Origin of the sequence: Aureibaculum luteum, from assembly GCF_003449015.1 — a bacterium.
Taxonomy (GTDB): domain Bacteria; phylum Bacteroidota; class Bacteroidia; order Flavobacteriales; family Flavobacteriaceae; genus Aureibaculum; species Aureibaculum luteum.
Map to the genome: position 1 here is coordinate 196,340 of NZ_QRGD01000008.1, position 21,605 is coordinate 217,944.

Consider the following 21,605-nt stretch of genomic DNA (forward strand, 5'->3'; position numbering starts at 1 on the left):
CTATCTGATAAGTTAGAGCATATAAATTAACCTTTTAATTATATAATTATGAAAACAATGACTTGTAAACAATTAGGCGGACCTTGCGAAAAGGAGTTTCACGCTAACACTTTTGAAGAAATGATTGAAAAAAGTAAAAAACACGGAATGGAAATGTTTCAAAAAGGCGACAAAGAACATATTCGAGTTATGAACGAAATGAAAGAGAATATGAAATCTCAAAGTTCTGAAGATATGCAAAACTGGATGAAAACTAAAAAAGAAATGTTTTTAGCGTTACCTGAAAACAGTTAAATCAAGAAAAAGGAAAAGCACTACATACAACAATGGTTAAAAATAAAATTTGGCATTCAAATGAAAAATAAAAGCAAAATATTATTTTTAGTATTCGTTATAAACCGTAACGATGGTACTTGTTAATGGTACTACGTTTTTTAAACTTAACCTTGTAAGTAATTTAAAAAATGAAAGTAAGTAACAAGAAACATAGTAGAGAATTGACCGAACATTTTTTTAGAAATGAATACGGAAAAATGGTTTCTGTTATTACAAAATATATCGGAACAGCGAATGTCCAAACTGCGGAAGATATTGTACAGGAAACTTTACTGAAAGCAGTTGATTATTGGCAACACAACGGAATACCAAAGAACCCACAGGCTTGGTTGTATACAACTGCAAAAAACCTAACACTCAACATCCTAAAACGAAATAAACAGCAATCGGAATTCAATGACCAAACAATTGAACAAAATTCGGAACAATTAGAAAATTTGGAAATTTCCAAAGAACTGATTTCTGACGAGCAGTTAAAAATGATGTTCGTTTGTTGCCACCCAAAAATCTCTGAAAATTCAAAAATTTGTTTGATTTTAAAAATCCTTTGTGGTTTTAGTATTTCGGAAATAGCAAATGCTTTTTTCGCATCTAACGAAACTATTAACAAACGTTTGGTAAGAGGTCGAAAGCAATTGCGAATTAACAATGTGAGTTTTAAACTTCCGAACAACCTAAATGAAAATCTTCCGATTGTTTTAAAAACGATTTTCTTGCTTTTTAATGAAGGTTATAGTCCAACCCAAAAAAATGAACTTATAAGATACGACTTGTGTCTTGAGGCAATTCGGTTATGCGAAATATTGGTAAACAGCGAAATTCTTGAAAAAAAACCTGATTGCTACGCTCTTTTGGCACTGATGTATTTAAACGCTTCAAGATTTGATTCACGAATGAATTCGACCAATTCCATTATCGAAATGGACAAACAAGACCGAAAAAATTGGAATCAAGAATTAATCAATAAGGGCATTAACTATCTAAATGAAGCTATTGGCGAAAACCAAGTTTCTATTTATCTAATTTTGGCAACTATTTCAGCCAATCATTGTATTGCAACACGCTATGAAATAACGGATTGGGAAGAGATTTTATCGCTTTACGACAGCCTAATTGAGTTAGAAGACACACCAATAATACGACTGAATAGAATTGTTGCACTTTCAAAAGTAAAAGGAAACAGAAAAGCAATATCGGAATTGGAAAATCTTGAAAAACAAACCGAAATTGACAAAAACCATCTTTTTCATTCAACTTTAGCCGAACTCTACAAATTGGAAAACGAAACGGAAAAAGCTCAAAATAGCTATAAAACTGCTATTTCCTTGACCAAAAATAAACGAGATATAAAATTGCTTCAAAAAAAATTAATAGAAGTTGTCCCTATTTAATAAACTCAATTGTTATAAGGGTATAATCTATTAATTAAAACAAATTATGAAGAAAATTTTTATCATCTTGATAGTCTTTATGACTATTTCAAACAGCTATTCTCAAACTGACAGCAAAGAAGAAGTTCAACAAGAATTTATGTTTTATGTCTATTCAGATGGCAATCGAATTACCGACCTAACATCCGAAAAGCAAAAATTACATATTCAAAAAGTTGGTGCTTACATTGAAAATTTAGCGAGAACAGGAAAACTAAAAGACGCGCAACCTTTAGAAATGGAAGGAACTAAAATATCAAGTAACAAAGGTAATTTTAGTGAAACTCAACTAAACAAGGACAAAAAAGTTATCGCTGGATATTATCATATTTTAGCTGTAAATATGGAAGAAGCGATAAACATTGCAAAAGCAGACCCAAGGTTCGAGGAAGAGGGTTGGGAAATTGTAATTCGTCCAATTAAAAAAGTCGAAGGAATAAATTAAATAATTATGGAACAAATCAATTATATAGCTGTAATTGTCACAGCATTCGTTATTCAATTTATTGGTTTTTTATGGTATTCGCCTTTTCTATTTGGCACCAAATGGATGAAATTATTAAACACCAATCCTGAACAGATAAAAGCGATGGGGAAAAAGCCTCATCTAATAGCTTTACTAACTGCTTTCTTTATGTCTTTTATGATGGCATTTATATTGTTATGGACTAACACAAATAATATAGTTTCTGCAATAGGTTTAGCCACCTTAATTTGGTTTGGAGTTACTTTACCAGATAGTATTCCCCATTACAAATTTGCAAAACTACCTTTAGGAATACTAATTTTAGATATTTTCCATACGCTATCAATGCTGATAACTTCAGCAATAATTTTAACATTATGGAAATAAAAAACAATCACTTAAAATATCAATTATGAATGAATTTATGTTATTTATTAGAAGCGAAGGAAATCCAGTAGCGAACCTTTCGCCAGAACAACAACAAGAACACGTTCAAAAAGTTGGAGGATTTATAAAAAGAATGGTTGGCCAAGGAAAAATGAAAGCTGCCCAACCTTTGGAAATGCAAGGCAGTATTTTATCCTTTGAAAATGGTAGTTTTACAGACGGACCATTTAACGAAACCAAAGAGGTTATTTCAGGTTATTACCACATTTTAGCAAAGGATTTAAAAGAAGCGATTGAAATTGCAAAATCTGACCCAAGATTTGAGGACGGAAAATGGAGAATGGAAGTTCGCCCGATTATGAAAGTGGACGGAATTAATGATTGAGTCAGACAAAACAGCAGAGTAAAAACGGAATTCAGTAAAATTTAATATAATGCGCAAGTTTAAATTTGATGAAAAGAAATATGGACATGAACTAACAATGGATTTGCATTCGTTGAAAGGTCGGTCTGCAAATTATTTTGAACCTAAAGTGCATACTACAGATTTTTTCGAAATTATGTTCCTAAAAAACAGTAAAGGGCATATTAACATTAATGGTTTCGATACTTCTTTAAAACCATATACCATTCTTTGCAATTCACCAAATCAAAAGAAAACAAATGCTATATCATCTGCTCAGGGATATCATTTAGTATTCAAAGATGATTTTCTGGCAAATTTCTTTTCAGATAAACTATTTGTCTACAAACTACACTTTTTTTACAATGCTGTATTACCACAATTCTTCGAAATGGATAAAGATGAATATAATACCATTACCTACAGTTTAGAATTGATAACTAAAGAAATTGAAAGTTTTAGGGAAGATAGTCGTCATATTATCCGTTCACTCTTATATTTTGTTCTAACAAAACTAAATCGTCAATATGCAGATTTTTATGATATTCAGTTATCCTCTTTTGCAGACTCTATTGCTTATTCCTTTAAAAACATCTTGGAAGAAAATATTAGAAATCTTCATTTGGTTAGCGATTACACTAACCTTTTAAATATTGAACGCAACAAATTGAACATCCTAGTGAAAAAACAATTTGGAGTCACTTCAAAGGAATTGATTCAACAAAGATTAATACTGGAGATAAAAAACGAACTACTTTTCACGACCAAAACGATATCTGAAATTTCTTTGGACTTAAATTTTAGTGAACCCAATAACTTATCTCGTTTTTTTCAAAGGCTATCGGGAATATCCCCTTTAGAATACAGAATGAATAGCAAAAAGATATAAATAAGAACTTAAATGATAGGTATGTAAAGAGATTCTGGTTCGACCTTAGCAATAAAAATACATCAGATGAACCTTAAAATTCTCCCTACACTTACATGTTCCTTTTTATTAATATTTAGCTGTGTCACTTCCTTTGGTCAAGAAAAAACCGAAGATTCTAAAGTTGTACTAATATCAATCGATGGTGCGGCAGATTGGATTCTAGATGATTTACTCGACAGAAATCTTTTGCAAAAAAACGGTGCATTTTCTACTATCAGAAAAAAAGGCACTTACGCAGAAAGTATGATCCCAGTTAGCATTAGTGCAACGGCAGTTTCGCATATTTCTTTATTTACTGGTGTGCAACCCAACGTTCATGGAATTGTAGGTAACAATATATTATTGCCGGGAGAAGAAATAAAATCACCTAGAGGAACTTCTGGTTTTTTAGCTCCGATAGAAACCGAAACGTTGTGGAGTGCCGTAATGCGACAAGGTAAAAATGTTACAAATATAAATGCTGTTGGTCAAGACAATTCTTCTTCTGACCGAATGGGAACCAGAACTTTTGGATATGGGAAAAAATTGGCCAATTCTGTTGTGAAATCAATGTTTCTGGGCGAAATAATCATGACTAATGGTTCCTCTAAATTTGAGCGTATAGGAAAACTTAGTTCACAAACAACTGCCGCTTTTAAATTATTCAAAGGGGGTGATGTTCCCGTTTTCTGTTTTATTGCAGATAGTACCTTTGATGATATTATTAACTACGATACAGTTATAGTTGACTTTGACGAAAATCTAGAGAATGGTCATGCAGGAAAATTGAAAGCCAATGAATGGTCAGAAATTTCATTTGATGTAAATGGACAAAAAGTTTTGAGTTGGTCTTATCTCATGGATTTAAATTCTGTAACTGCCGAATCTAAAGTTTATTTTGGAGCAATCGGTTTCAACCCTTCTAGCCCAGATACATTTAAAGAAAAAATGGAAAATGAAGTCGGAATGTGGCCATGCGAGCAGGATAATATGAAGCTCAATAAAGGTTTGATGACCGAACAAATGTGGTTTGACCAAGCCGAACGTTTAGTAAAATATTATCAAAATTTATTATTGGCGAATATAAACGAGAACAATTGGGACTTGCTGAGTGGATACTTTACGCTTATTGATGATGTACAGCATCGATTTCTATTAAAAGATTCGAGGCAGTTAGATTACAACATGGAAAAAGGTGAAAGACGAAAACGATACGATAATTATGTGGTATGGGCTTATCAAACAATAGACAATCTACTCAATGAACTCATGCAAGCTGCTCCCAAGAGCGTGAATTTTATTATAGTTTCGGATCATGGTGTCGCTCCTATCCATTCAGTAGTGCTCATCAATAGACTTTTGGAAGAAAATGGAATATCCATCACGGGAGATTCAATCGAAGCAAGAGCGTACAGTTCAGGACCCGCAGCACATATTTATGTAAATGTAAAAGGAAGACAAGAAAATGGTACTGTTCCAAAAAGTGAGCTTCCCAAATATATTGCAAAAATTTCAAAAGCTTGTAAGGAGCTGAAAGATCCACTGACGGGTTCGCCTATTTTTTCAGTTGTTCTCGAAACTTCAGAGTTAGAAAACTTACAGTTGAACCATTCAAATAGGTCAGGAGACATTTTTGTAAGTGCTAGAATTGGCTGGTCTCTTTCTTCCAAACTTGTTTCTGGAATACCAGTTACTATTCCTAATTCCTTTAATAAGGACGCCTATGCACATTTAAACGAAAATATACAGCGATTTTTAAGTTCTGGTTTCATGAACGAGACTGGACTTGGTGTACATGGTAATCTAGGAGGCGATAGAAATATGCACGCCATATTTTATGCTTTTGGACCTAAAGTTTCACAAAAAAATATAGGAGTCATAAGTGCTTTAGATGTCACTCCAACAGTTTCTAGCCTTCTTAAAATTAAACCACCAAGTAAAGCGAAGGGCGCTGTGGTTATTAAAAACTGATCCCTTAATCCATGCAATTTTTAAATATGAATTACAGCAATACTAATACCCATAATACCATAGTGTTTCATACGTTCTTCAATAGACCATGTTGAATCACCCTCTATGTAAACCTGAGTTGGGAGACCAGTTTCTGCCTTTTAATTAAATCAAAGGTATTATCAATCTTCGATTCTTCTTCACAAGATTGAAAAAGAACTATGATTAAGAGAATTGAGATACTGTTTTCATATTTATAAATTTTTTAATTGAAGTCTTCTTTTATAATAGTTTCATTCAAGATCATATGGTCTACGTTTGGTTAATAACCAATTAATTCCCCAGAGATGATGTTCTCGTATGCTTACTATTTGGGTCTGAGATTCTCAATAATCTGAGCATCCACCCAGTATGGTTTTCCAACCCAATTTTCACTTCCATCTTCTTTAACCTCCCACGCTCCCCTCGAAAAAAATAGATATTTTCCATCATCCGTCACATGTCCGCTACTTTCCGAGAGTTCTGTGTTTATTTGAGCTCCCATGTTAATTGCTGGTAGCCATGACCCATCCTTCGCTTGAAAACTAACGTAGAGATCAGAACCACCATATCCATCCTCTCTTCTAACATCCCATATCAAATAAGATTCATCCGGTGCAATGTGAGGGTGGGCAATCCATGTTCCGGTGTTAATCTCCTTGCCCATTTTTTGACGAGGTTCATATTTGCCGTCTATAATCCGTGAATAACTGATAGCCCCAATTGTATCAGGTTTTTTAAATTGATCAAAGCCAAATTCATCAAAGTAAGAAGTTCCTTTGTCTGAAAACGATATCCCCATGATATGCTTATCTGAAAAAGGTGGTCCAAGACTTTTATATTCTGACCAACCAGTGTCGGTTCGAATTCTATATTTATTTCCACCGTATAAAGTATCTCCAGCCTTAGAGAATCTGGGCCATTTTAGTTCGGTTTCAGATTCGTTTCCCCAACTCCCATTTTCATAGCGAATAACAAAAAATGTGCGTTCTTTATATTTCCCATTTTTTCTAGTGAAATAATAACTTTTCTTATCTGGAGAAAGCCTACCTCCTTCAAAAAGCCCCTCTGGAGAAACAATGTTAGGAGCAAACACTTTAGGAATTAAGCGCGGTGGCTTTTCTCCAAAATAACGATCTTCTAAGGTTGGAGGGCTAGCATCGTTTGCACTATTTTCTTGAGCATAGACCGTGTTAAGCGATATAGTAAATATCAATATTATTAATTTCGTTATTTTCATATTTTCATATTTTCATATTTTCTTATTATTATTATTATTATTATTATATGGTTTATTACTTCGGTCTGAGATTCTCAATGAATTGTGCATCTACCCAGAATATATCTGCTTGGTTACCATCGCCAAGAGATCTAGATCTATGAAACAAAAAATATTTTCCATCGGGTGTCACACTGCCAAATGCATCTTCGAATTCTGTGTTTATCTTTTCTCCTAAGTTTATTGCAGCGCTCCATGAACCACCTTTCTGTCGAAAACTAATATACAAATCAGAATTCCCATAACCGTCTTCTCTTTCACCATCCCATATTAAATAGGATTCATCTGGTGCAATAAAGGGGTGGGCGTTCCATTTTCCCGTGTTAATTTCCTTGGGTAAGGCTTTAGGTGTTTCACGTTTTCCGCCTATTCGTTGTGAATATCGGAGTGTACCCAAGCCCGTTCTAGTTGCCTCATCAAAGTAGTAAGTTCCTTTTGATGAAGCCGTAAGCCGCATGATATGGATGTCATTGAATGGAGTGCCAAGACTTTTTACATCTGACCAACCAGAGATGGTTCGTTCTCTAAATTTACTGCCCAAATACAGAATCTTGCCGTCAGTAGAAATAAATGGTTCTCCTGCATAGGGTGGCACAACAGACTCAATCCATCGATTATCTTTGTATTGAATAACAACTAACGTATTATTTTTATACTCCCCACCCCTTCTGCGGAAGTAGAACTCTTTTAAATCGGGTGTAAAGGCAGCTGCTGCTTCTCTATGTTCTGTTTGAATTAAGTCCGGAGCAAATAATTCGGGTATTAAGCCAGGTGGCTTTTGCCCAAGATAGCGCTCTTCTAAGGTTGGAAAATCATTATCTTTTGAATACGGTTTTTTAATACTTCTGCACCCATTTAAAAATAGTGCGAATACGAGTATTATAATAAAATGTGATTTTTTCATTGTTTTCAATGTGTTTTTGATAATTTTCAATCTTGTAAAAGTTGTATTTTTCTCTCATGAATTCAATGTAAATTTTGCCAACTGCTCTATAACCTAATGAACTACTCAAAGAAACCATCGGGGAATGATTAGCTTGCGTCAGAAAAATCGCGTCAAAATGAACTTAAGATCTTTACTATACTTACTTTTAGTATGCACTATGTTACTTGTGTCTTCTTGTTCTCAAAGACCTGTTTACAAAAAGTACCAGACTGTATTTCAAGTTGGAGATCAACAAGAGTGGGCCGGGAAAGACTGGAATGACATGGACTGGGAAAAACGCATAATATTAGTGCCAGACGGTCAAGTTTTCTGGTCCAGAACTAAAATTGAAATTTTAAAGGCCCCTGAGTCATTACATCTATATGGTCTTCAGTTACATGTCTATGGAGAGTATGAGGTTTTTTGGGATGGGGTATTGATTGGGAAAAATGGGAATCCAGGTCAGGAAGGGGTACTACCGCCTGAAGGTAAAATGTGGGCCACTTTTAGCATTCCTATTCATCTAACAGCAGAGGGGGAGCATCTATTGTCCATACGGTCAAGTCTTTATTATTTCCCGGATCATGCAGGAATTGATGAACTGAAAATAGATTACTATGATGATATATTAACCGACCGGCTGATCGAATCTTCCTATATGCATCTCTTTGCAGGAGCTTTTTTAATCGCCTCTTTCTATTTTCTGTTTCTGTTTTTAAGTAACAAAAAGGAGTATGCTACACTGATTTTCAGTGTTAGCTGTTTTCTCTTTTTTGTCTTGATATTGGCAGAGTTCAGTAAAGCCTATATGCCCATCCATTATAGCATGCATATTATACGCTTGCGAATCATTGGCATTCTTATGCTTGGTATTTCCTTTTTAATTCCCCTCTATTTTTCCAAGCAGTTCCCTTTTCCTAAACGAAAATTGCTGCTGACCATTTATGCAGGCGTTCTATTGTATATTTTTCTATCTAAACATGTCTTCGAATTGACAGCCAATAATATGGCCTTCAGCATGTGGTTGTTTTCATTTGGGATTGTGGTGTTTGGAGTTTATAAAAAGTTGAAAGGTGCTCGACTAGTACTATTAACAGTCCTACTATCAGTGCCTATTGGTTTTGTCACACCATTTAACAAAAGCCTTTTCGCGGGTTTCAGTCTAATCCTTCTTGGCATGTTTTATTTGCTTTCTCTTAGAATTAAAGAACAACGGCTGGCTTATGAAAATTCTTTAGTTCAATCCTCACGACTACGCCTGGAGTTACTAAAAAAGAATATTCAACCTCACTTTCTAATGAATACTCTGACCTCATTGATAGATTGGGTGGAAGAATCTCCAAAAAAAGGAGTTTTGTTCATAGAAGCGTTGGCCAAAGAATTTGATCTATTTAATCAGATAGAAAATCAAACATTGATCCCTATTGCTCAAGAAATAGTACTTTGTCGTACTCATCTTGAAATTATGGAGTACAGGAAAGAAATCAACTATTCTTGGGAAGAAGAAGGCATAGACCTTGAGCAAGAAATACCTCCAGGAATTCTTCATACGCTTTTGGAAAACGGAATTACGCATAGCTTACCTCTGGAAGATAACAGTATTAAGTTTAAGCTGATATTTGAATCTAATAATGATTACAAGTGTTATACCTTTTTAACGTTTGCTAGAGCTGTGAGAGAAGTAACAAGTAATAGAGAAGAAGGCACAGGGCTAAAATACATAAAGGCTAGATTGACAGAAAGTTATCATTCCCAATGGGAATTCACCTCTGAACCAACAAATCACGGTTGGAAAAACACTGTGAAAATATATACCTAAGGAATATGAACATATTAATCGTTGAAGATGAATCAAGAATCGCCAAAAGAATTGAACGAATGACTCGTGATATTTTTGGCAATGCCTTAAAATCATTAAAACATATAAATACGCTCCAAGAGGCATTGCGGTACATTGAAAATAACGCATTGGATATTGTGCTCTTAGATTTGAATCTAAACGGTGATAATGGTTTTGACATGCTCACTACAGTGGTTTCTGAATCGTTTCACACGATAGTTATTTCTGCCAATAAAAATCAGGCAATTACTGCTTTTGAATATGGTGTTTTGGATTTTGTACCTAAGCCTTTTAACAGAGATAGGCTGCAGCAAGCTTTTAATCGGGCAATTAAAAAAGAAAAAACAGAAAACAATAAGATAAAACTTTTAGCAATTAAAAAAAGAGGTAGGATACTACTCATACCTATTGAAGATGTACTTTACATAAAAGGAGCTGGTGTCTATACAGAACTCTTTCTAGCGAATGGAAAAAAAGAACTGCATGACAAATCACTCGAAAAATTAGAACAACTGTTATCGCATACTTTTGATCGTATTCATAAATCATACTTAGTAAAGATATCTGAAGTAAAGGGAATTATAATAAAACCCGGGAGCAAATATATGGCCGAGCTTAAAAATGCGACTCTTATTCCTATCGGAAGAACAAAATACAAAGACATAAAAGCGAAGTGGCTTTAAAAGGGTCTGGGGTTTTATGGCTTATTCTTTGGGCCTGAGTGTTTCAATAATCTTCGCATCTACCCAATAAGGACTTCCTATCGCATATCTACTGCCATCTTCTCTTGTCTTTACATCTCCCTTCCAAAAAAATAAATATTTTCCATCGGGTGTAACTCTGGCACGTTGTTCATAGCGTGGTGTGTTAATCTTATCTCCCATGTTAATTGCTGTTCCCCATGAATCATCTTTCTGTCGAAAACTAATATAGATATCAGGAGTGCTTTCTCCCTCTTTCTCAGCATCCCATATTAAATAGGATTCATCTGGAGCAATGAAAGGATGGGCAATATATTTTCCTGTGTTAATCGCCTCGCTCATTTTTTGAGGCTTTTCATATTTGCCGTTTATAAGGCGTGAATAACTCATATACCCACTGCCACCATCATTGAAATTTAAAACATAAAAATAATAGGTCCCTTTAGATGAGACCGAGAAACCTACGATGGGAATATCTTCGAAAGGTTCAAGGCTTTTTATCTCTGATACACTAGGGTTGAATCGTTCCTCATATTTATTGATATCGGTTGACGAAATAGATTTCCTACTCCATCTATTATTATTATTATTATTATTATTATTATTATTATTATTATTGTAGTACATCACAAACAATTTAGGTTCTTTATAGTCACCACCAGACCTAGTGAATGAGAGTTCGCTCATATCGGGTAAAAACGTAACAACAGTTTCAAGATATGCTTCAGTCGAAACAATATCAGGAGCAAAAACTTCTGGAATTAAACCTGGTGGTTTTTGTCCGAGATAGCGATTTTCCAAAGGTGGAAAATCAGGGTCGTTTACCTTATTTTTTTGAGCAAATACAGTGTTTAGCGATAAAACACATGACAATATTAATAATTTCGTTGTTTTCATATTTTCTTTTTTGTGTTTGAAATTTATATTTTGGTCAAATCCGATTGGAAGCGAAGAAAACTCTTTATTAATTATTGTATCCAAGTCAAATCATCCACGGGGTAATATGATCTTGAATAACCTATTTTGGTCTGAGTGCCTCAATAAACCCAGCATCTACCCACATTGTATTTTTCTTACCATTACTAAGCGTCCGTGTAAAGAAAAAGTATTTCCCATCTGATGTCACGCTGCCATAAACATCTGAAAGTTCTGTATTTATCTTATTGCCTAACTTAATTGCAGCTCCCCATGAACCATCTTTTTGACGAAAACTAATATATAAATCAGCATTGCCGTTTTCTAGTTTACTATCAAATATGATGTAGGACTCATCTGGAGCGATGAATGGGTGGAATTTCAAATTTGTTCCCGTATCAACGCTCAATGTTCTCGGTTTTTCATGTTTGCCGTCTATTAATCGTGAATAACGAATATGTACTATAGGTGGCTTTTCAGCAAAGGATGACACATCATCAAAATAATAAGTCCCCTTAGATGAAGCTGTAAGGCGCATAATGGGAATAGAATCAAACGGTGCGCCAAGACTTTTCACCTCTGACCAGCCAGAATGGGTTTGCTCCCTATATTCGTTTCCTATGTACAGTATCTGACCGTCAGGAGAAATCTCGCCTCTGGGTACCACAAAAGTTTCGGTCCACAGATTATCTTTGTATTGAAGGGCAACCAAGGCATCGTTTTCTAATCCCTCATCATATTTGCGGAAATAGAACTCTTTTAAATCTGGTGAAAAGTCAGCATTTAGTTCACCGTTCTCTGTCGTAACAACACGAGGAGCAAAAATTTCAGGAATCGAACCTGGTGGTTTTTGCCCATAAAAGGGATTCGCTAAGCTTGGGAAATCAGAATCGTTTACTTTCTGTTTTTTAGTACCGCAAGCATATAATAATAGTACAAATACAAGTGTTAAAATAAAATGTATTTTTTTCATTGTTTAGATTTCTAGAATGCTTGTTACTACTACTTACTAAAAGCGGGTAAAATTCTATCTGCCACTATTTGCAGTGTATTTTCATCACGACCATTATGAGCAGTGGTCACAACCATCAAATCAAGCTCTTCGATCAGAATGATATACTGACCACCACCACCTCGAGCAGATGTACTGAAATAGTTCTTATTGCCGGCTTTCATGTCTGCCTGCCACCAGAAATAGCCGTAACCGGTATTAGAGATATTGCCATTGTCAGAGAAATTTTCATCATCGCTATCGAGAACAATTCTATGAATAGCTTTATTCACAAAGTTTGCTGGCACTAGTTGTTCGCCATTCCATTTGCCTTTATTGATAGCCAACTGTCCTAACTTCACCATAGCACGCGATGTTATGCTAAGTTTCCAACCTGATTCTGGCAAGCCTGTAACATCATTAATGTGCCAGCCATAATTCGTGATGCCCAATTTGCCTAGAAATTCATTTTTAATAAAGTCTTTGGCACCACCAGGAACGACGGCTTCAATAACTTGCATCACCAAATCTGGACCACCTCCATATTTGAAACTTTGGGATTCTTCTGTGATCTGTGCACTATGTTCGAGTAAAGCTTGAACTTTTCCCTGTCCTTTTAACTGGCTAGGATTTTTATTGAGTTCTTCTCTCTGTTCTTCACTGATACGGATGCCAGAACTCATAGTCAGCGCTCTGTGCAGGGTGATTTTTTCTGCACCAGCAACTAATTTTGTCGGGTCAAGGTCTTTGAGAAAGCTGATCAACGGTTTGTCTAAATCCGCAATAGACAAATAACCCAACTGAATAGCTCGGCCAAGTAAGAAACTGGTGTAAGCTTTAGTTGCAGACGCCTGTGGATGTGGCAGATTGACACGACCACGTGCGTAATAGGATTCAAATATCAGCTTCCCTTTATGTGAAATAAGAAAGCTATCGAATTTACCATGTATAGTGTCAGCGATTTCTTGGGCGAGCTTTAGAATCATCGCTTTGTTACCACCATCGATGCCTAATTCACCTACAGGTATTCCATCTTTTCTATCTGATGGTTCGTTACTTATAAAGGCTTTTTCTAGAATTGGAATATCCCAAAAGAAGTTCCCCATTCTATCTACCGTAGCCTCGATTTGAGCGGCTTTAGCCTCTGGTGCGTTACTTTCACTTCGTTGAGCAAAGCTACTATTTGTTAGTATAAGTAGCATTAAAAGTAGTATTCCTATTTTATTTTTCATAGTTTTTATTATTTATAGATATTTGTTAACGACTTGCTAAATACTGTTTTTTCTGGCAATCTTAAGTGTATCGTAGTTTTACACTTTTAATTAATGACTGGATAAAGGTATATTATAATCAATGCGTTCAAGCTTAAACAGGATGAACCCAATAATTAAATGATAAAACCATTTCATCATTGATATCAGGCTTTTGTATAATAATTAAGATAATTTGTATACATAGATGGTATATTTAACCAATTTTTAAATGAATATATGCTTAACAGGTCTTTAAAAAATACTATCCTTATAAATATTAGCGCCCTTTTATTGGTACTTATACTTGAGATATTAAGTATGTGGGCGGTTAAGGATAGATTTGATACTAATTATTCTTTTTTCTTACATGGTCTGAATTATACAATTGCCATTATGGCCATCATTTGGATAAATCATTTTATCTTCATTCCAACTTTTTTTGATAAGAGACGCTATTTTTTATATATGATACTTCTTATTGGGAGTGTATTTCTTGGAGCATATTTGAAAGGATATGGGAAGGATGGATGGTATGGTGTTTATAAAATGATCTTTTTTCTAATATATACTACCGGAACGGGAATGGCCGCTTTCTTTGTAAGAAGAAATATAATCATTCAAAGAGAAAATAGTGAAAAAGATAAATTGCAAAAAGAAATAGAGCTTAACTATTTAAAGGAGCAGGTGAATCCCCATTTTTTATTTAATTCATTAAATAGTATTTATTCACTTTCCAGGCAGCAATCTCCAGAAACTCCTGATCTTGTCATGCAGCTCTCAGAATTAATGAGATATCAATTAGAGAGTTCTAAAAAAGATACCGTTTTATTAAAAGAAGAGCTTGAGTTTATAGAAAATTATTTGTTACTTGAAGAAAAAAGATTAAGTGAACGTTGTACTGTTGATTTTTTAATTACAGGAGATTATTCGGACTTCAAAATTGCTCCAATGTTGCTAATTCCATTTGTTGAAAATGCTGTTAAACATGGCGCTAAAAGTACTAACGAACAGAGTACAATTGATATTTCTGTAACTATAAAAAATTCAACCCTTTATTTTTGTGTGGATAATTCAAAGCCTTCCAAGGTTTCTACATCGAAAAGAATAGGACTGGGTCTTGAAAATGTGAGAAGACGTTTATATCTATTATATCCTAATGCTCACGTATTAGAAATTGATGATAAAGAAAACCTATATCGTGTAAATTTATCTATTGATTTAACAACTGCAATGTTAAAAAATAATTAATGATTAGAATTGGCATCGTCGATGATGAAATATTAGCACGCAAAGTGTTAGAAGATTATTGTTCTAAAATTGACAACTTTGAATTAGTAGTGAGTACAGGAAATCCACTTGAATTCATCAATTTTATCCAGCAAAATCACCTTGATCTCATTTTTCTTGATATAGAAATGCCCCAACTTAATGGCATGGAAATTTTGCGTTCTATGATAAAGCCACCTAAAGTTATTTTAACTACGGCTTTTTCAGAGTATGCATTAGAAAGTTATAATTATGGCGTTGTAGATTATTTATTGAAACCTGTGAAAATTGAACGTTTTTTGAAAGCAATAAACAAAGTCTCAACTTCAAATATAACACAAACTAAAAAAAATATAGGATCTGAAGAACTTCAAATAAAGCATGATGGCATGCCTGTTAATATCTCATTTGAATCTATTCTGTACATTCAGAGTTTTGGAAATTATTTGAAAATATTTACAGATTCAAGAATGTATCTGATTTCCGAAACACTTATTAATATTACGACCTTGTTATCTGAACATTTTCAACGTACACATAAATCATACATTATCAATTTGGATAGAGTGACAAAAGCAACCAAAACACATTTATTAATAGAAAATACTAAAGTCCCAATCAGTGTTATGTATAAAGTTATTGTTTTTAAAAAATTGGAAGATTTGGCAAAACTATAAGTATTCTCTTTATAATTTAAACCTTTCCAGTCAGATTCCCAATTCACTACTATCGTCTCTTTGGGCAAAGCATATTTACTTACTCCTCTCAAAAAAATAACCTGTTTTATAAACCGTTCAGCATTTTACCACTTCATTTCTAAAAAAGCTTCATTAGGAGCAAAGAGCTTGTTTTCAAAAGTCTTGGACCTAATCCTCAATTTTGGCACTCAATTCCACTAACTCTAACCGCTACGCTGGGAAGGAATGCCATATTCCCAAGTCAAAATCGTGAATCAAGTCCGCTTTTCGTCGGAAAGCCGATAGTTTTGCTTTTCTCAATAAAAAGTTGCTTAATCTAACTTTTCTATGGGATAATATTATATTTATAGCTTTTATAACAAGTTGTGCGCCTTTCGAAAAAAACATCAATAAATGAAATACCAAACATTTCAACCAAATTCTGATTTGGAATCTCTTGTCAATTGCTATTGGACTTTAGAAGTTTCTGCAGAATCTGATGCACAAAAACAACGGATAATTCCAGACGGAACAATTGAAATGGCTTTTATACTAGGAGACGACATTAAACGATACACTTCGGAAAATGAATTTATTATACAACCTCGTGCAATGGTTCTCGGACAGACAATTGACCCTTTTTATATCGAACCCACAGGATACGTGAATACTTTTGCAATTCGCTTTTACCCTTACGGTTTTGCGAATTTTGTAACAATGCCGATTAAGAACTTGGCAAATAAGGAAACGCCTATAAAATTATTGTTCGGAGAAAAAACCACTAATGAATTGGAACGAAAAATAATTGAAGCTACAAATAGTAGTGAGCGTATAGAAATTATTGAAAAATTTCTTTTAGACAAATTAAATGAAAAAATAACAATTGATAATATTGTAAAAACAACCATTGATGCCCTTTTAGCAACAAACGGAAGTGCTTCGATACGTACTATTCTTAAAGAAGATTTATCAAAACGGAGACAACTTGAACGAAATTTCATAAAACAAATTGGTGTTAGTCCAAAACAATTAGGTAAAGTAATCCGACTACAAACTGCTCTAAAAATGTTGCTCAACAAAAAGAAGGAAAACCTAACAAACATTGCATATGAGAGTGAATATTACGACCAAGCACATTTCATAAAAGACTTTAAAGAGTTTACAGGGATAAACCCGAAAAAATTTTTAGGAAATGAAAATATGGTACTTTCTACCCTTTTCTACAAATAGTCAACGTGACGCATTTATACAATTTTAGTTTTTGCAAGTAATCTAAATTTGTCTTGTCAATTTAAACAGGACAATATGAAAAAAACGATCCTTTGTACTGCCATAATTCTTTCCTTTAGCATTACGGCCTGTAACAATCAAAACAAATCTAAAACCGAACCTATCTCGGTTGAGTCTAACCTTAATCAAAAAACAAAAGAAATGAAAACTCATATTTCAATTTTTGAAATTCCAGCAACGGATATTTCACGAGCAGTTAATTTTTACCAAGCAATTTTAGACATTGACATCGAGAAAATGGAAATGCCCGAAATGGAAATGGGAATATTCCCTTATGAAGAACAAATGGTTACAGGGGTTATCATTAGAGCGGAAGGGTATAAACCTTCGGCTAATGGCGTAACCATATACTTAAATGGAGGAAATAATCTTCAAGTCATTCTTGATAAAGTTGAGAATAATGGGGGCGAAATAATTGTTCCTAAGTCACTTCACGCGGATGAAAGTGGATATTATGCACTATTTCTTGACTCTGAAGGAAATAAAATTGGTCTGCATTCCCCAAACTAAACGCAGGAAATAGAACGAACGTACGAACATCAATGAGTCTAAAAAATAAGACATAAAATACTTAAAATATGGCTTCATGCTTTACCGAAAATTAAGTGCTTAATCACCCAACAAATTCAAAATATTCACTTTAAGATAGATCTTAATTTTTAATGAGCCACTCAGCACATTTCCCTGCATTTCGCAAAAGCTATATTTAGTGCAATGAGCTTCTTTACTAAAGTCTTGAAACTGATTCATGATTTTGGCCGTCAATTCCACTAACCCTTCCTGCTACGCTGGGAAAGATCGCTACATTCCCAAGCTAAAACCGTGAATCAACTTCGCTTTTCATCGGAAAGCCAATCGCTTTATTTTCTTAACGAAATTTTCAACAAAGACTTCTTTAGTCTTTATTAGTTATTTCTAAAAACCAAGCGTTAGGCTCACAATTTTAAAGGGTTTATAATAGAGGAAGCCTTTGTTGTTTTTTGGGACAACAAAAAACAGGTATGACATAACCAATTCTAAATTAAACCCATTTGTTATGTTCACTAAACTAGCCTGTATCACTCTCGCCACAAATGGCTTTAAAAGAATCGCTAATGCCATTATGGATCTTGTAAAGACTATACCAAGTTTTAGCCAAAAATAAGGTTTCTACTTCCTTGAAAATCTAAGGATTTTACTACGTCGTATACACTCCTGATTTATTTTCTAAAAGTCTTGACAAAACCCACTTCATCTATTGTGCTATGCACGCAAGAAATTATACAAACACCCCTTAAAATTGATTTCAGTTAATCAATCCCGAAGTGTCGGGAGGGGATTATTAACCTTTTAAATTATTAAATATGAGCACAATTAAAAATCATGTACAGTTAATCGGAAATGTTGGGCAAGAACCAACGATTACTAATCTAGAAAGTGGTAAAAAAGTAGCCCGACTATCATTGGCAACCAATGAAAACTACAAAAACAGTAAGGGAGAAAGACAAACGAACACCAATTGGCACACAGTCATAGCTTGGGGAAAGACCGCAGACATTATTGAAAGGTATGTGATCCAAGGCAAAGAAATTGGCATAGTCGGTCAACTAAAGACACGAAGTTATGAAACCAAAGAAGGGGATAAACGCTATTTGACAGAAGTCATAGCAAATGAAATTCTATTATTAAACGGAAATCCGAGTAAGTAATTAATCGAGTTAAAACAAAGAGGGTGCTACTGTGGAGATAATCACCCTCTTTTCATCATTAATTTTAAAAAAAAACCAATGAAAGTCAAAGTTAACGAAATACGGATTAGTTACAAAGAGAAAAGAAATATAATGAGTTCAAAAGCGATTAAAAGTTCAGATGATGCCAGAAAATTGCTTTTTGATAATTGGGATAAAGACACCATTGCCTTACATGAAACTTTTAAGGTGCTATTCTTGAATAACTCCAATAAAGCAAAAGGTGTTTACGAATTGTCAATCGGTGGTATTACGGGTACTTTGGTAGATATACGCATACTTTTTGCCATTGTTTTAAAATCACTTACGGTAGGAATTATTTTAGCTCATAATCACCCGAGCGGTAATTTAAATCCAAGTGAAGCGGATAAAGAGCTTACCCAAAAGATTAAGAAAGCCGCTAAATATCTAGATGTTAAAGTACTTGACCATTTGATAATTACCCCTAGTGGTCAATTTTATAGTTTTGCAGATAATGGAATATTGTAATTTTAAAAACTAAGGTTATGATAAATATTAATTATAACAATCTGGACAAGGAAACCCAAGACTATTTACTTTCAATTTCAAAGAAAGATATTGAAAGTAAATTTTGTAAGAACCTTAAAGCATATGCCAAAGAATATCATTTAAATTATAATGAAATATTAGAAGAGGAAGCAATTAAAAACCTGTATTTCTTTCAATACGTTTTTAATATATAACATTCAAATACCTGCTAATTTGCCCTTGAATATTCAAGGGCTTTTTTATTCCGTTTTTAAAATTTTAACGCATCAATAGTTGAAAAATTGACGTCTTTAAGTGATGAATTTTTCAAAATACTAGGGTATGTTTTCAAAACGAACCATTTGAGAACATACTGCATTTTTATTTTTTAGAGATTTAAAATACCTTTAAAAAGCAATTGACGATAGTCAGATTGTTCGAGAATTTTGTCACGCTTTGGCGTGACGAAATGGAGAAGCAAGAGGGTAGCGTGCAAAGCACCGCTACATATTTTATTTTGCTTCGCAAAGTCTTGTGTTTATGGAGGTTTTATGATTTAAAAAATTTAGGAACATTAAAAAAGTTTGGAGTAAATAGAACCTTAACACCTGAAAACATTAAAGAAGTTTGGCGTAAAATGATAGTTAAAGGTAAATACAATTATAAGTATAGCACTGTAAATTTTAAGTCTTCGATAGCGAAGCGGTTTCGGATGTTTTCTAAGAAAATATCAAAGTCTCATTCTGAAAGTATTAGGATAATTATGGACTTCTTTGAATGGCATGGCTTTTTACCGTCTGATAAATTTGAAAGGAGCATGCTACAAGAAATTATAAAAAACAGGAAACGTACAGAAGCTATCATTGCGATTATCAAAAGCATCGAAAAGGAACAGACCAAGCCGACCACAGCTATGCTATTATCATTGTTCGAAGAAAATCTAAAACAAGAAAAAAAAGAGCCTTTAATGGTCGAAAAGAAATTTGCAGATAAGCAATTAGAAAATAAACCTGTTGAAAATACAACTGTACCGAAAATCCGGTATGAACGATTAACGGAGAAAATGAATTTGGTAAAACAGAATTTTTCAGATGTACTGAATAAGGTCAAAACAGTAAAAAGTAGTTTCGGGAAAAACTATTTTAAATTGGAGCTCAGCGAAGAGGAACTCACAAAATTGAAAAGAACATTGCAAAATTTATAAAGCATGTATATCACCATTACAAAGCAGCAATCGGGAACAAACTATAAAGGTAGCGTTCGTGATTTTGTCAATTATTTGGAAAAAGAAAATGAGGATAAAAGTGTAGAGCTTCAGGAAAACTTTTTTAACCAGTATAATGATAAAGTTAGTTCAGAAGAAGTGATTGCTGAAATCGATGGTAATACTTCTAAACTGTCCAAAAAAGACCCTAAGTTTTATTCAATGGTGGTAAGTCCTAGTTCAAGGGAATTAAATCACATTAAGAATAACCCAAAACATTTACGTAAGTATGTACGAGAAATTATGAAGGATTATGCTGATGCCTTCTATAGGGATCAAAAAATTACTGTGGACAATATTAAATATTATGCCAAGATGGAACATGAGCGTACTTATAAAGGAAAGGATAAAAAGATACAAGAAAATCAACCCTATGCAACCAAAATACTCCAGCTTAAAAACGAAATTAGAAATATTCAAGGAAGTAATTCCATTGGAAATGTCAAGAATCTGGAAAAAGAAATAGTTAGACTAGAAAAGGAAGCTCCACACCAACAACAAGGTAGACGCATTGTTCGAGGAATGCAAAAGGAAGGTTACCAGAGCCATATTCATATCATTGTAAGCAGAAAAGATAATTCCAATTCATTTAGTCTGTCCCCAGGATCAAAATATAAACAATCTGAAACCATTTTAAATGGAAAAAAAGTAAAACAGGGATTCCATAGAGAAAAATTTTATAAATCGGCTGAAAAGAGATTTGACACTACATTTGGTTACAATCGGAATTTCGTAGAAAGTTATAAGGCAAAAAACATGTTTATAAAAAATCCTAAAAAATTTTTTGCCACACTCGTGGGCTTGCCTACAAACGAAAAACAAATGGCTTTTAAACTACTGCATAAGGCTGGGGTAAATATTCCTAATATACCTACCAATAAGGTGCAATTGGCATATAAAGCGTTTATGAAACTTAAAAATGGAGTGGGTAAAGCGATAAACTCTGGTTCAATAGGTATTTAATACTAATTTTTTAAGAATTTCAATTATGGAAAATAGCTACAGTTTGACTTTTTACGTGCTATTGGTATGTAGTATAGCTTATTTAATTATACGGTATGTGCGTT

Annotated in this window: 23 protein-coding genes; 18 read left to right on the forward strand and 5 right to left on the reverse strand. The window is 33.9% G+C overall.

The window, feature by feature from the left end; genetic code table 11:
* Window positions 1–48 precede the first annotated feature (48 nt).
* The 7 genes from D3P13_RS17420 (at window position 49) to D3P13_RS17450 (ending at window position 5,903) form a co-directional block, all read left to right on the forward strand.
* Window positions 49–294 (forward strand): DUF1059 domain-containing protein, encoded by a 246-nt coding sequence (locus tag D3P13_RS17420; RefSeq protein WP_117884159.1) that lies wholly within the window; start codon window positions 49–51, stop codon window positions 292–294.
* Between the two features lie 170 nt (window positions 295–464).
* Complete coding sequence (locus tag D3P13_RS17425; protein WP_117884160.1) at window positions 465–1,727, forward strand: RNA polymerase sigma factor; 1,263 nt, start codon at window positions 465–467, stop codon at window positions 1,725–1,727.
* Window positions 1,728–1,806: 79 nt separating this feature from the next.
* Window positions 1,807–2,211, forward strand: a complete 405-nt coding sequence (locus D3P13_RS17430; RefSeq protein ID WP_232829230.1) for a YciI family protein — start codon at window positions 1,807–1,809, stop codon at window positions 2,209–2,211.
* A 6-nt stretch (window positions 2,212–2,217) separates the two neighbouring features.
* The gene (locus D3P13_RS17435) at window positions 2,218–2,619 is read left to right on the forward strand and encodes a DUF1761 domain-containing protein (RefSeq protein ID WP_117884162.1); all 402 of its coding nucleotides are present in this window, start codon (window positions 2,218–2,220) and stop codon (window positions 2,617–2,619) included.
* A gap of 25 nt (window positions 2,620–2,644) precedes the next feature.
* A complete protein-coding gene (locus D3P13_RS17440) occupies window positions 2,645–3,004 on the forward strand; it encodes a YciI family protein (protein ID WP_117884163.1) in 360 nt (119 codons plus the stop codon).
* 49 nt (window positions 3,005–3,053) lie between these two features.
* Entirely contained in the window at window positions 3,054–3,911 is an 858-nt protein-coding gene (locus D3P13_RS17445) for a helix-turn-helix domain-containing protein (protein ID WP_117884164.1), read from the forward strand.
* 66 nt (window positions 3,912–3,977) lie between these two features.
* The gene (locus tag D3P13_RS17450) at window positions 3,978–5,903 is read left to right on the forward strand and encodes an alkaline phosphatase family protein (protein WP_117884165.1); all 1,926 of its coding nucleotides are present in this window, start codon (window positions 3,978–3,980) and stop codon (window positions 5,901–5,903) included.
* A 346-nt stretch (window positions 5,904–6,249) separates the two neighbouring features.
* Here the strand turns inward: D3P13_RS17450 and D3P13_RS17455 are convergent, their stop codons facing one another.
* Window positions 6,250–7,161, reverse strand: a complete 912-nt coding sequence (locus D3P13_RS17455) for a hypothetical protein (RefSeq protein ID WP_117884166.1) — start codon at window positions 7,159–7,161, stop codon at window positions 6,250–6,252.
* A gap of 55 nt (window positions 7,162–7,216) precedes the next feature.
* A complete protein-coding gene (locus tag D3P13_RS17460) occupies window positions 7,217–8,104 on the reverse strand; it encodes a TolB-like translocation protein (RefSeq protein ID WP_117884167.1) in 888 nt (295 codons plus the stop codon).
* Between the two features lie 157 nt (window positions 8,105–8,261).
* Here D3P13_RS17460 and D3P13_RS17465 point away from each other — a divergent pair, with 157 nt between their 5' ends.
* A complete protein-coding gene (locus D3P13_RS17465) occupies window positions 8,262–9,944 on the forward strand; it encodes a histidine kinase (RefSeq protein ID WP_157972951.1) in 1,683 nt (560 codons plus the stop codon).
* Between the two features lie 5 nt (window positions 9,945–9,949).
* Window positions 9,950–10,648 (forward strand): LytR/AlgR family response regulator transcription factor, encoded by a 699-nt coding sequence (locus D3P13_RS17470; protein ID WP_117884169.1) that lies wholly within the window; start codon window positions 9,950–9,952, stop codon window positions 10,646–10,648.
* Window positions 10,649–10,669: 21 nt separating this feature from the next.
* Here the strand turns inward: D3P13_RS17470 and D3P13_RS17475 are convergent, their stop codons facing one another.
* From D3P13_RS17475 to D3P13_RS17485, 3 genes are all read right to left on the reverse strand, one after another.
* Window positions 10,670–11,563 (reverse strand): TolB-like translocation protein, encoded by an 894-nt coding sequence (locus D3P13_RS17475; RefSeq protein ID WP_117884256.1) that lies wholly within the window; start codon window positions 11,561–11,563, stop codon window positions 10,670–10,672.
* Between the two features lie 121 nt (window positions 11,564–11,684).
* Entirely contained in the window at window positions 11,685–12,554 is an 870-nt protein-coding gene (locus D3P13_RS17480) for a PD40 domain-containing protein (protein WP_117884170.1), read from the reverse strand.
* A 29-nt stretch (window positions 12,555–12,583) separates the two neighbouring features.
* Entirely contained in the window at window positions 12,584–13,804 is a 1,221-nt protein-coding gene (locus D3P13_RS17485) for a serine hydrolase domain-containing protein (protein ID WP_117884171.1), read from the reverse strand.
* 258 nt (window positions 13,805–14,062) lie between these two features.
* Here D3P13_RS17485 and D3P13_RS17490 point away from each other — a divergent pair, with 258 nt between their 5' ends.
* The 9 genes from D3P13_RS17490 (at window position 14,063) to mobB (ending at window position 21,501) form a co-directional block, all read left to right on the forward strand.
* Entirely contained in the window at window positions 14,063–15,073 is a 1,011-nt protein-coding gene (locus tag D3P13_RS17490) for a sensor histidine kinase (RefSeq protein ID WP_117884172.1), read from the forward strand.
* Window positions 15,073–15,768: a LytR/AlgR family response regulator transcription factor gene (locus D3P13_RS17495; RefSeq protein ID WP_117884173.1), complete on the forward strand. Its 696-nt coding sequence runs from the start codon at window positions 15,073–15,075 to the stop codon at window positions 15,766–15,768. Before D3P13_RS17490 ends, D3P13_RS17495 begins: the two co-directional genes overlap by 1 nt.
* A gap of 414 nt (window positions 15,769–16,182) precedes the next feature.
* Window positions 16,183–16,998 (forward strand): AraC family transcriptional regulator, encoded by an 816-nt coding sequence (locus D3P13_RS17500; RefSeq protein ID WP_117884174.1) that lies wholly within the window; start codon window positions 16,183–16,185, stop codon window positions 16,996–16,998.
* A 75-nt stretch (window positions 16,999–17,073) separates the two neighbouring features.
* Window positions 17,074–17,568: a VOC family protein gene (locus D3P13_RS17505; RefSeq protein ID WP_117884175.1), complete on the forward strand. Its 495-nt coding sequence runs from the start codon at window positions 17,074–17,076 to the stop codon at window positions 17,566–17,568.
* An 833-nt stretch (window positions 17,569–18,401) separates the two neighbouring features.
* On the forward strand, window positions 18,402–18,746 hold the full coding sequence (locus D3P13_RS17515; protein ID WP_117884177.1) for a single-stranded DNA-binding protein: 345 nt from the start codon (window positions 18,402–18,404) through the stop codon (window positions 18,744–18,746).
* 78 nt (window positions 18,747–18,824) lie between these two features.
* Window positions 18,825–19,274 carry a JAB domain-containing protein gene (locus tag D3P13_RS17520; protein WP_117884178.1) on the forward strand — a complete coding sequence of 150 codons (450 nt, stop codon included), beginning with the start codon at window positions 18,825–18,827 and terminating at the stop codon, window positions 19,272–19,274.
* Window positions 19,275–19,291: 17 nt separating this feature from the next.
* Window positions 19,292–19,489, forward strand: coding sequence for a hypothetical protein (locus D3P13_RS17525; protein ID WP_117884179.1), 198 nt, complete (start codon window positions 19,292–19,294; stop codon window positions 19,487–19,489).
* A 254-nt stretch (window positions 19,490–19,743) separates the two neighbouring features.
* Entirely contained in the window at window positions 19,744–20,478 is a 735-nt protein-coding gene (locus D3P13_RS17530) for a BfmA/BtgA family mobilization protein (RefSeq protein WP_117884180.1), read from the forward strand.
* A 3-nt stretch (window positions 20,479–20,481) separates the two neighbouring features.
* Entirely contained in the window at window positions 20,482–21,501 is a 1,020-nt protein-coding gene (gene mobB / locus D3P13_RS17535; protein WP_117884181.1) for a MobB family relaxase, read from the forward strand.
* Window positions 21,502–21,605: the final 104 nt, after the last annotated feature.